This window comes from Spirochaetota bacterium (assembly GCA_026414805.1).
Lineage (GTDB): Bacteria > Spirochaetota > UBA4802 > UBA4802 > UB4802 > UBA4802.
Genome location: JAOAIH010000090.1, coordinates 1 through 11001 on the forward strand (window position 1 = coordinate 1; position 11001 = coordinate 11001).

13 protein-coding genes and 1 tRNA gene are annotated in these 11001 nt (G+C 39.3%); 2 read left to right on the forward strand and 12 right to left on the reverse strand.

Annotated features, from left to right (window positions below; all coding sequences use genetic code 11):
• From N3F66_13610 to hisI, 7 genes are all read right to left on the reverse strand, one after another.
• On the reverse strand, positions 1 to 253 hold a 253-nt coding region (locus tag N3F66_13610; protein MCX8125180.1), incomplete at its 3' end, for a transcription termination/antitermination protein NusG.
• A 2-nt stretch (positions 254 to 255) separates the two neighbouring features.
• Positions 256 to 441 carry a preprotein translocase subunit SecE gene (gene secE / locus N3F66_13615; GenBank protein MCX8125181.1) on the reverse strand — a complete coding sequence of 62 codons (186 nt, stop codon included), beginning with the start codon at positions 439 to 441 and terminating at the stop codon, positions 256 to 258.
• 10 nt (positions 442 to 451) lie between these two features.
• Complete coding sequence (rpmG, locus tag N3F66_13620) at positions 452 to 604, reverse strand: 50S ribosomal protein L33 (GenBank protein MCX8125182.1); 153 nt, start codon at positions 602 to 604, stop codon at positions 452 to 454.
• 177 nt (positions 605 to 781) lie between these two features.
• A tRNA-Thr gene (locus tag N3F66_13625) sits at positions 782 to 853 on the reverse strand.
• A gap of 312 nt (positions 854 to 1165) precedes the next feature.
• Entirely contained in the window at positions 1166 to 1897 is a 732-nt protein-coding gene (locus N3F66_13630) for a hypothetical protein (GenBank protein ID MCX8125183.1), read from the reverse strand.
• A gap of 29 nt (positions 1898 to 1926) precedes the next feature.
• Entirely contained in the window at positions 1927 to 2823 is an 897-nt protein-coding gene (gene hisG, locus N3F66_13635) for an ATP phosphoribosyltransferase (GenBank protein MCX8125184.1), read from the reverse strand.
• On the reverse strand, positions 2820 to 3203 hold the full coding sequence (hisI, locus tag N3F66_13640) for a phosphoribosyl-AMP cyclohydrolase (GenBank protein MCX8125185.1): 384 nt from the start codon (positions 3201 to 3203) through the stop codon (positions 2820 to 2822). The genes hisG and hisI overlap by 4 nt, the downstream gene beginning before the upstream one ends.
• Before the next feature lie 305 nt (positions 3204 to 3508).
• Here hisI and ileS point away from each other — a divergent pair, with 305 nt between their 5' ends.
• Together ileS and lspA are read left to right on the forward strand one after the other, a co-directional pair.
• Positions 3509 to 6274: an isoleucine--tRNA ligase gene (ileS, locus tag N3F66_13645; GenBank protein MCX8125186.1), complete on the forward strand. Its 2766-nt coding sequence runs from the start codon at positions 3509 to 3511 to the stop codon at positions 6272 to 6274.
• A gap of 203 nt (positions 6275 to 6477) precedes the next feature.
• Positions 6478 to 6984, forward strand: coding sequence for a signal peptidase II (gene lspA, locus N3F66_13650; GenBank protein MCX8125187.1), 507 nt, complete (start codon positions 6478 to 6480; stop codon positions 6982 to 6984).
• Here lspA and N3F66_13655 read toward each other — a convergent pair.
• The 5 genes from N3F66_13655 to N3F66_13675 all read right to left on the reverse strand — a co-directional run.
• Complete coding sequence (locus tag N3F66_13655) at positions 6978 to 7379, reverse strand: hypothetical protein (GenBank protein ID MCX8125188.1); 402 nt, start codon at positions 7377 to 7379, stop codon at positions 6978 to 6980. The two genes, lspA and N3F66_13655, sit on opposite strands and share 7 nt — an antisense overlap.
• Positions 7348 to 7635: an exodeoxyribonuclease VII small subunit gene (xseB, locus tag N3F66_13660; GenBank protein ID MCX8125189.1), complete on the reverse strand. Its 288-nt coding sequence runs from the start codon at positions 7633 to 7635 to the stop codon at positions 7348 to 7350. Before xseB ends, N3F66_13655 begins: the two co-directional genes overlap by 32 nt.
• The gene (xseA, locus tag N3F66_13665) at positions 7619 to 8926 is read right to left on the reverse strand and encodes an exodeoxyribonuclease VII large subunit (protein MCX8125190.1); all 1308 of its coding nucleotides are present in this window, start codon (positions 8924 to 8926) and stop codon (positions 7619 to 7621) included. Before xseA ends, xseB begins: the two co-directional genes overlap by 17 nt.
• A 1-nt stretch (position 8927) precedes the next feature.
• On the reverse strand, positions 8928 to 10658 hold the full coding sequence (gene pyk, locus N3F66_13670) for a pyruvate kinase (GenBank protein MCX8125191.1): 1731 nt from the start codon (positions 10656 to 10658) through the stop codon (positions 8928 to 8930).
• Positions 10659 to 10812: 154 nt separating this feature from the next.
• A partial coding sequence (locus N3F66_13675) for a hypothetical protein (protein MCX8125192.1) occupies positions 10813 to 11001 on the reverse strand: 189 nt, incomplete at its 5' end.

The window sequence follows — 11001 nt, forward strand, 5'->3', positions numbered from 1 at the left end:
CTCCCGGTATACTCTTGATAGCCATCCATGTTTCATCATCAAGAATCATTTCAACGAGTACATATCCGGGGAAAATCTTCTTGGGTTTTACAATCTTCTTGCCATCCTTTACTGAATGCTCTTCAACAGTTGGAATTTTAACTTGAAATATCTTATCCCCAAGATTAAGATTCTGTACTTTTTTTTCCAGTGCCAGTTTAACTTTATTCTCATGGCCGGAATATGTATGTATTACATACCACCCTTTTGTCATAACTATCGCATCACCAGTGAAACTATTTTCATTAATGCAGCATCAACAAGCCATAAAAATATTGCAGTGATAATAACTGTTACTATAACAACCATTGTCAGAGCACTTACCTCTTCCCTTTCAGGCCACGATACCTTTTTTAGTTCTTCTCTGGATTCTTTAATAAATTGTACAGTTTTATTAAACACGTTTTACACCCTACGCTTTGGTCTCTTTGTGCAATGTATGCTTGTTACAATGCTTACAGTATTTCATCACCTCAAGCTTGCCGGTTTGCTTCTTCTTGTCTTTCTTAGTTGCATAATTACGATTTTTACAATCCTTACATGATAAAAGAACTACTTCACGCATAATAATATCCTATTATTTATAATAATATGTGCAAGTGTAATGAGTTATTAACAGTTTTTTAGCATTTGTATGCAATTATATAGATACGAAAGCACGCTATAAGTATAGCACATCACGTCAAGTAATTAATCACATGAATCAAAAAAAAATACAATTTTTTTACTAAAATTAATAGTGAGCCCACGACCAGAATCGAACTGGTGACCTTTTGCTTACCATGCAAATGCTCTGCCACTGAGCTACGTGGGCTTTTGTAAAATATATAATATATACAATTTAAATAAAATATTCCTAAAAAAAGACATTATTTGTCAAGATTTTTTGTAATTAATTTCATAATGATACTTTACGACCTCAACTCCCCTACAATCTTCCTAAAGTGATTAAACTCTTAACCATTATCAAATGGCGATAGTTTAATGCTGAAAGGTAACATTTGGTCCATTGCTTGAACAATGGTATTTGTTTATGCGTTTTTGCGCTTTTACCTTTTAATGTCAATAGCCATGCACCCGTAACGATATTATTTTTCTCCCGTAATTAATAAACTAATCTAATATTTTATAAATTTTTCTGCAAAAACTGCAACAGCTTTTCAGCTATAAGCATTCCCTGGTCAATAAATTCAGGACCGTAATTTATGCCTGTTTTAGATCGGAATGTATAGCGAATAGTATTAATATGTGCCACACCTTGAGGAAAATGTTTAACAATATCTTTAAGTGAAATATTCATTGTTGCAATCATATCCCAGATTGTGTATACAAAATTATCAGGGCCCCATCTAAACTTATCAGCATCATATAGAGCGTTTGAAACAAGCATCATATCACTATTATCAACTATCTGATATTCTTTGAAAGCTTCATGGTTGAGTATAGCAAATGTGATAGTTTCTATATCGTTATGAGGAATAATATGCGATAGATGGGTGCGGACATACTCTGCAGCTTTTGCTGGATGATTTTTTTTATCACGATAGTAATCATGAAGAAACCCTGCTATGAGTGCAAGCATCGCCAGGTGTATTGACCTTCCTGAGACGCCTTTTTCTTTAAGGACTATCGCCGCCGATTCTATTGCCACTTTTTCTGCATGATAGTAACTGTGTCCAAGTGATGTCCCCTTTTTGCGCATACATTCGGCACAGTATGCAATGATTGATGATGTATCATAAATTTTTTTAGCAATGGCAATATATCGATAGCTATCGACATAAAACTTAGGTGCAGGCAAAGTGCCAGCAAAGGATTTAACAAACTGCTTTCCTCTGCTGATAACATCCTGCTGCATTTCCTACCTTTCTTAATTAAATGATTGTGTCACTTTAAGCATACGTCTTCCTGTGAAACAACTTTGTTAAGCGGGTACTCAATTATCCCGTCAGCACCAGCGTTGATAAGTTTGGGGATAAGATCGCGCACCACCGATTCGTTGATAACACTTTCAACCGAAAACCATGTTGCATTATATAATTTTGATATCGTTGGCGAGGTTAAGCTTGGTATGAGCTTAATAACATCAGGGAGCTTATCTTCGGGGACATTCATTTTAATGCCCACAAGATTATTTGCATTCAACGCACCACGCAACAGCAGGGCAATCTGTTTAATCTTTGCACGCTTGACTTTGTCGTTCATACTCTGTTTGTTGGCAATGAGCTTGGTATTTGTTTCAAGCAAGGTGTAAATTATTTTAAGCCCATGAGCTTTTATTGTGGAGCCTGTTTCAGTGACTTCAACAATAGCATCAACCAGTCCTTCAACAACTTTGGCCTCAGTTGCACCCCATGAAAATTCAACTTTTACAGGGATATTGCGATCACTGAAATATTTTTTAGTAAAATTGACAAGCTCAGTTGAAATGGTCTTGCCTGCACAATCTTCTAGGGTTTTTATGGGAGAATCGTTTGGAACAGCAAGTACCCATTTTGCCTTCTGGGTGCTTACCTTTGAGTAAATAAGATCTGATATTATTTCTACATCTGACTCATTTTCCAATATCCAGTCAAGCCCAGTAAGCCCTACATCAAGCACACCACTTTCCACATATTTTGACATCTCCTGAGCTCGCACAAGTGAACAGGAAATTTCAGGATCATCAATACTTGGGAAGTAATTTCGTGACGATACTGATATTGAAAAACCTGCACGCTTAAAAAGCTCTATAGTTGCACTCTCTAAACTTCCTTTTGGTATTCCTAACTTAATAAGGCTCATTTTTTATCTCCATATTTATCTTCAGGATTAAAGATTTTTATTCCGTCTGTTTTCAAACTATCACCTTCAACTACCCGGTAAAAACAGCTGCGATAGCCAGTATGGCAGGCTGCATCCCCTATCTGATTAATTTTAATTAATACACAATCATTGTCACAATCAATGCGAATTTCCTTAACCTCCTGGACATTACCAGAAGATTCACCTTTTTTCCATAATTGATTTCGTGACCTGCTCCAATAATGAACTATACCTGTTTTTAATGTTAGTTCAAATGCCTCTTTGTTCATAAACGCAACCATCAGGATTTCGCCAGTTTTATAGTCCTGTGCCACTGCTGGAACCAGCCCGTCTAACTTGGTAAAATCAAGCTCTATCATTGTTATATCCTCATTTATTATTTATTTAAAAGATTAATCCTATGAACTATCTCCTTAAAAAACTAAAAGTAATAAATTAAAATTTATATATACAACTATAATAATATGCGATAGACTATTAATATCACAGAGTTACCTGAAAATCTGTAAAATGTATTTATAAAACACTAAAATTCTATTGACAAATGTTTTTTTGAAATATCAGCAGTATTTATTCTTTTATTATAAGTATATAGCTTAATACTGTTCTCCTTTGGATTATTGCGGTCTATACTATTAATTTTAATTTGTGTGTGAGGGTATCAATGGATTATTCTAAAACCGTTAATCTCCCTTCTTCGGATTTCCCCATGAAGGCAAATCTCCCAGTGCGTGAACCTCAGATGTTACAGCAATGGGAAAAGATGGACATATACAAACTGATTCAGCAATCCCGTGAAGGCAATGAATTATATATTTTGCATGATGGCCCCCCATATGCTAACGGGCACATACACCTTGGGCATGCATTAAATAAGATACTCAAAGACATTATTGTTAAACATAAAACGATGAGTGGATATAAGGCACCTTTTGTACCTGGTTGGGACTGTCATGGGCTTCCTATTGAATTGCAAGTAACAAAAGAGTTGGGCCCAAAAGCCAAACAAATGCCAAAGCAGGATATTCGCAAATTGTGCAGAGAGTATGCCCAAAAATTTATTGATATCCAAAAGGAAGAATTCAAACGCTTGGGCGTATTTGGCCAGTTTGACAACCCCTACTTAACCATGTCAGTGGATTATGAAGCCACAATACTTGAAATTTTTGGCTCGCTTTTTGAAAGAGGATTTATCACTAAAGGGAAAAAACCCATTTACTGGTGCCCAACATGCGTGACTGCTCTTGCTGAAGCCGAAGTGGAATATCACGATCACTCCTCACCATCAATTTTTGTTAAATTCAAGGTGGATCCAGCATCAGTTACATTTAAGGGTGTGGATGCTAATAACCTGTATGTGGTAGTATGGACAACCACGCCATGGACATTGCCTGCTAACCTAGCGGTATGCTTTCATCCTGATTTTGACTACTCCGCATATAACGCTGGTAATGAATACTACATCATGGCTGATGGCCTTGCAGAATCATTTGCCACTGTAACTGGCCATACACTTGGCGAAAAGATACCACTATCTATTGATAATGTTCGTTCTCTGAAAGTATACCATCCTTTTATCGAAAGGGAATCAAAAGTCATTTTTGGCGATTTTGTTACCTTGGATCAGGGTACTGGTATTGTCCATATTGCCCCGGGTCACGGACTTGAAGATTATATTGTTGGCCTTGAATACGGCCTTGATGTGTTCTGCCCTGTAGATGATGAAGGTAAATTTACCGACGAATTTGCCCCAATGAAAGGAGTCAATGTCTTTGACGCTAATCCTAAAATCATTAACCTGTTAAAAGAAAATAATATGCTTATTTTTACCAGCGATATAGAGCACTCATACCCACATTGCTGGCGGTGCAAACAGCCTCTTATCTTCAGGGCCACTGCACAGTGGTTTATGCTTATCGATCATAACGATATGCGACAGCTTGCATTGCAGGCAACGGAGGATACACAATGGATACCGGAATGGGGCAAACTCAGATTTAAGGGCATGGTGGAAACACGCCCTGACTGGTGCCTGTCTCGCCAGCGATCCTGGGGGGTACCTATTCCTTCATTCTACTGTAAAAAATGCGGCAAAAATCAGATGAATGCCCAAACAATATTTTATTTTGCTAAGATTTCACGTGAACGAACCATTGAATCATGGTATACCGATGAAATTCACAGCCTCATTCCTCCGGATTTTACTTGTGAGTGTGGCAGTGACAGCTTTGAAAAAGAATATGATATCCTTGACGTGTGGTTTGACTCTGGCGTTTCACACTTTGCTGTGCTTGACAGCCGTGATGACCACCGCTGGCCAGCTGACCTTTACCTAGAAGGAAGCGACCAACACCGTGGTTGGTTTCAGTCTTCACTGTGGCCTGCACTGGCATTGCGGCAACGTGCTCCATATGATACAGTCCTGACACATGGCTTTGTACTTGATGACCAAGGGAGAGCTATGAGTAAGTCGCTTGGCAATGTCATTCCGCCCGATGATATTATCAACAAATTTGGTGCTGATATCCTTCGCCTTTGGGTTGCTTCTGAGGACTACCGCAATGACGTGCGTATTGGCTATGACATGGTGCAGCAGATTGCTGATTCATACCGCAAAATCCGCAACACCTTCAAATTTATGATAGGCAACTGTGCTGACTTTCATCCATCTCTGTGTGTTGATTACGATGAGCTATCGGATATAGATAAATGGATACTTCATAAACTACATGTACTTTCAAAACAGGTGCGTGAACATTATGAAAAGTACGAGTTTCACCTTGTATACCGACGAATTCTTAACTTCTGCGCTGTTGACCTTTCATCACTGTATTTTGATATTTCAAAAGATATTTTGTATGTAGAAGCCAAGGATTCAAAACTACGAAGAGCAAACCAGACAGTGCTGTACCATGTAACAGAAACAATGCTGAGGCTTATTGCACCTGTGTTGGCATTTACCGCTGAAGAGATATGGCAATTCTTAGGTAAGGAAGGTTCAGTGCATGCTGATGTATACATGGAACTGCCTAATGAATGGCATAATGAAGCACTTGCTAAAAAAATGGATGTGTGCTTTGATATAAAAAAGGACGTCCTGAAAGCGTTGGAGATAGCACGCAAGGAAAAGATGATTGGCAGTTCCCTTGAAGCTGATGTGCATATCTTTACCACAAGCCCTTCCACAAAAGAATTACTTGAATCCATGAGCGATAGCAAACGCTTTTTCCAAGTGGCCCAGGTACACATTGCAAATCAAAAGCTTTCAGGCATGGCCGATTATGAAAATAGCTCAATACTGGTGGCAAAATCAGACGGGAAAAAATGTGTGCGATGCTGGAATTATTCGCATGACATTGGAACACATCCAGAGCATCCAGAACTCTGTAAACGGTGTACTGATATTGTCTTGAAACTTGATGTGAAGTGAAAGTTTTGAATTTTGTGTTAATGTGCTGAATTATCATATTTAGTCATTTTGACTTCGAGAACCACCAGGAAAATAAAGTGTTGTATTGTCGTTCTGAGCAGAAGCAGAATCTAAAATTAAAAAAGAGATCCTGAGGTCGCATCGCGACCTCAGGATGACATAAAGAAGAATCTTAATCATTTTTATGGAGATAGAGTGTACAAATGACAAAGACAACAAAAAACACACTGATAGCCGTCATGATTTTTATTGTTATTCTTGCTAGCGATATTATCACAAAAGCACTTGTGGAAAAATACATTTCCATCTATGAACGTGTCAATGTGCTTGGCAGCTTTGTACAGCTAACTCTCATCTACAATCAGGGAGGAATATTTGGCATACTGCAAGGTTACCAGCAATTCTTTCTTGTTGTTTCTATTGTTGTATTACTGCTTCTTATTGGATATTTCATATTAGAAAAAAACAAAACGCTTATTTTCACTATAAGCATGGGGCTCATCTGTGCTGGAGCTATCGGCAATATTCTGGATAGGATTACTGGCAAGCCCGGAGTTGTTGACTTTATCTATATTGGAAGTGATGAGGTATTCCGCTGGCCAGCATTCAATGTTGCTGATTCATCAATTGTGGTAGGTGCCACGCTGCTTGTGATCCATCAGCTTCTGGAAGAAAAAAAGAGGAAGCAGCATGAAAAAAAATATCAGTAAGTGTCAACAATTGTAACGGTCCCTTTTGCTATTTCTTTTTCTTTAACAGTTACGGATACAATGTAGGTACCCTCAGCGTATATTGAAAACGGTATTGCTGCAGAAGACATATCTGGATTTATGGCATATTCAAATCGGGTGTATTCTGGCTGACTGTATTTCTTTTGTTCGTACACAATAACTGTTGCCCTGTCACTACCAAAAGGCTCCTGTGCGGAAACATACAAAGTCATATCACCAGTAGTAAATTGGGAGCCGCAATTGACTGGCTTACCATCCTTATCAACACCTTCACAAAACTGCAGGGGACTTTCTTTGCCACAGGCTACCATGCCTATAATAGCTATAATCAATAACAGTTTATTACAAAAGCGAACCCTGAATATCCTCATCATCTTCTATTTCTCCTGTATCTTCTTTTACACGTAAGGGTTTTTTCTGAATCGTGCCATCAGGCTGCTTTTGTAATACTTCAATTTTACGCTCAGCTTCTTCTAACTTTTGCCTGCAAAATTGTGCAAGCTGCACACCTCTCTCATAAAACTGAATAGACTGCTCTAACGTCAGCTCACCTGACTCCAGCTTTGAAGCTATTGTTTCAAGTTCTTCCAGCGCTTCTTCAAATGTTAATTTTTTAGCCTTTCTTTCCAAAGCCTACCTCAGTGCGTACTGATTGTATTTCACATTCAAGCGACCCGTCATATACAATAACGTGGACACTATCTCCCCGGTGAACATTTGTGATAGAAGAAATTACCCTATTATCCTTCATAGTAATGGAATATCCACGTTTCAACACATTCACCGGAGAAAGATGTTCCACCTTGCTTGCTTGCATCATAAAGATGTGCCAGTAGTTTTGCAATCTATTTTTCATGATAAGCTGTAAATCCTTTAAACTGCTCAGACGTTCTCGTGCACCTGCAATATGCTTGTGCATTGCTGCAAGCATCCTGTTTTGGGTATCAGCAAGAGCAAGTTCGTAATTTTCAACCATACTTAATGGATTCTGGAACACCCGACGCCTTGTAACAAGAGCAATGCGGTTGTTAAAAGTTTGCACCATCATAAAAAGCCTGCGAAGCATTCGCTGCGTGGAATTATTTATAGTTGCCAGCAGATCATCTTTTACCGGTACTGCAATCTCAGCAGCAGCCGACGGCGTTGGTGCAGCAACATCACTGGCCAAATCACTTAAGGGATGGTCAATCTGATGTCCCACTGCAGATATAATTGGTACACGTGATGAAGCAAATGCACGTACTACAGCCTCTTCGTTAAATGCCATCAAATCTTCAAATGAACCGCCTCCACGTCCAGCAATAATGACATCTACTCCCCACTCAGGCTTATTCAGCTCCCGAATTCCGGTAACTATCGACTCAACTGCTCCCTCACCCTGCACCTTTACGGGGGCAATGACAATCTCAATATTAGGGAAGCGACGCATTGCCACCTTAATAATGTCACGAATAGCAGCACCGGTTGGTGAGGTAACTACCCCAATCCGCCGTGGCAATGCTGGTAATGGTTTTTTGCGCTCTGGCGAAAACAGCCCTTCTTTATATAATTTTTCTTTAAGCTTTTCAATCCGCTGCAACAACTCGCCAATACCTTCTTTACGGATTCTATACACAATAAACTGATATGAACCGCGCTTTTCAAACACAGTAACACCACCAAATGCCACCACACTCATACCTTCTTCAAGTCTGAAATCCAGATTTTTATTGGCGTGCTTGAAAAACACACTCTGAATTACCGCTTGTTCATCTTTTAATGAAAAATAGATATGACCCGATGAATGATAGGTAAGGTTAGAAATCTCACCCTTGACCCATACGCCGTTAAGCTCTGGCGTTGACTCAATCAGCCGTTTCAGTATTCCGGTAATATCGCTTACCGAATACACTGTTTCGTGATTTTCAATTTCTTCAATCATATCATTCAAATGGCAAATGTACTGTTCCTCTATAAATGGTTCCGCGTAAAATATCAATTGTGATTTCTTGGCCATCTACCACAGCAAGCTTATCAATATTGACACCACCTATAACAGAGATGCCATTCTCCCTACAATAATGTATGATGGGAGAAGTGATGCTACACTCAGCGGTAATCACCGCTTTTGGCATTGTACCTTTAATCTGGGTAAGCTCATTAGTCACAATAATTATATTGTGCGATAGCTCAACGGACTTTCCCATTTGTACGCTACCATGCACCACCCCTTCGCCAAATCCAATGCCCTGCGCAATCTCTTCTGCCAAAAGGTAAATCCGCATGACATTTGTTCCGCCGGTTACTCCCGCCAAAATCCCTGCAGTGATTACAAGCAGGTCACCGTCATGTATCAGATTTTTTTCACGTGCTACAGCTATGGCTTCATTAACCAGCTCATTTATATCATGGCACTGCTTTATTTGCAATGGAATCACACCATAAGAAAGTGATAGCTGATTCACTACTTTTTGGTTGGTAGTAACAGCAATCACGGGAATCTGTGGCTTGTATTTTGAAATTTTACGAGCGGTATATCCTGATTGAGTGGCAGTAAGAATACAATCAGCACCAAGCGTTTTTGCTGACTCATGTGCAGACAGTGCAATTGCATCAGTAATGGTGGATTTTGTGTACATCTTTTTTTCTGCAATAGCTGCTTTATAGATAAATGTCTTTTCAGCATATTCAGCAATGCGCGCCATGGTCTGGACTGCTTCCACCGGGTACTGCCCAAATGCAGTTTCACCTGAAAGCATGAGTGCATCAGTCCCATCAAAAACAGCATTGGCAACATCCGTTGCTTCAGCTCGTGTTGGTATGGGATTTCGAATCATTGAATCAAGCATCTGTGTTGCAGTGATGACCGGCTTTGCTTGCTGGTTGCACTTTTCAATGATCATTTTCTGCACTATTGGTACCTGTTCAATTGGTATTTCAATACCTAAATCCCCACGGGCAACCATAATACCCTGTGAAGCAGCAATAATTTCATCTATATTTGCAACAGCTTCATGTTTTTCAATCTTTGAAATAATAGGGATAGATCCCCCAAATTCCTCCATTAAACTCCGCAATTCCACAACATCATGAGCGCTGCGCACAAACGACAAAGCTATCATATCAACATCCTGTTTGATAACAAACTCTAAATCGCGAATATCTTTTTGGGTAATCGAACTTGTCTTAACTGAAGCATTAGGAAGATTTATTCCTTTATTATCTTTCAGTTCTCCCCCACGGATCACAGTGGTATAAATATCAGTATTCTCAACCTGATCAACACGCAACTCCAGTAGTCCATCATCAATAAGAATTGTCTGCCCCTTGCTCACCGATTCTGGAAGTTCCTTTAGCGAAACGCTTACAGCAACGCTATTGCCAGGCACACTTCGCGTAGTAAGGATAAACTGTTGACCTGGTTCCAGTATTACCTTTTCTTTCAAAGTGCCAATTCTAATTTTTGGTCCCTGTAAATCAGCTAGGATGCCAATGGGTACATTTAATTCTTTTGAAACTTCTCTAATAATAGCAATGCGCTGTGCATGCAATTCCTGCGTTGAGTGCGACATATTAAGCCGTGCGACGTTCATTCCGGCTTTTACAAGCTTTATTATCATCTCTTTGGATTCACTTGTTGGTCCTATGGTACATACTATTTTTGTTTTGCGCATATATTAACACCATTTGTTATTGAATTATGGAAATGGAATGCAATGTTTCTTTAGCTTACAGATGGCATGCATGGGTTTCTTTTTCAAGATATTTTTGTCGACTCATTATTCACTTTCTTTTGCCCAGACTATAAGTTCAATGGAAAATGTGCACTTACCATTTGCCAATCACACCTGTGGCTTCATGCATAACCAATACCGTATGTATTTTTTTTTTCCTTTTACCTTGACTTCCTTCTCTAAACATAAATCCCTCCACAGCGTGCTTAACGACGCCATCCATGGCTATTACCGCTAAGCACACAACCCAACACGCTACGGCATCCATCCCAGAGCTTCCTAA

Coding starts and splice junctions, on each gene's coding strand:
- hisG (MCX8125184.1), bottom strand. CDS start 2,823: ATGAGCCTTATTAAGTTAGGAATACCAAAAGGAAGTTTAGAGAGTGCA.
- hisI (MCX8125185.1), bottom strand. CDS start 3,203: ATGATAGAGCTTGATTTTACCAAGTTAGACGGGCTGGTTCCAGCAGTG.
- N3F66_13630 (MCX8125183.1), bottom strand. CDS start 1,897: ATGCAGCAGGATGTTATCAGCAGAGGAAAGCAGTTTGTTAAATCCTTT.
- N3F66_13655 (MCX8125188.1), bottom strand. CDS start 7,379: ATGATGAGGATATTCAGGGTTCGCTTTTGTAATAAACTGTTATTGATT.
- xseA (MCX8125190.1), bottom strand. CDS start 8,926: ATGATTGAAGAAATTGAAAATCACGAAACAGTGTATTCGGTAAGCGAT.
- ileS (MCX8125186.1), top strand. CDS start 3,509: ATGGATTATTCTAAAACCGTTAATCTCCCTTCTTCGGATTTCCCCATG.
- rpmG (MCX8125182.1), bottom strand. CDS start 604: ATGCGTGAAGTAGTTCTTTTATCATGTAAGGATTGTAAAAATCGTAAT.
- pyk (MCX8125191.1), bottom strand. CDS start 10,658: ATGCGCAAAACAAAAATAGTATGTACCATAGGACCAACAAGTGAATCC.
- lspA (MCX8125187.1), top strand. CDS start 6,478: ATGACAAAGACAACAAAAAACACACTGATAGCCGTCATGATTTTTATT.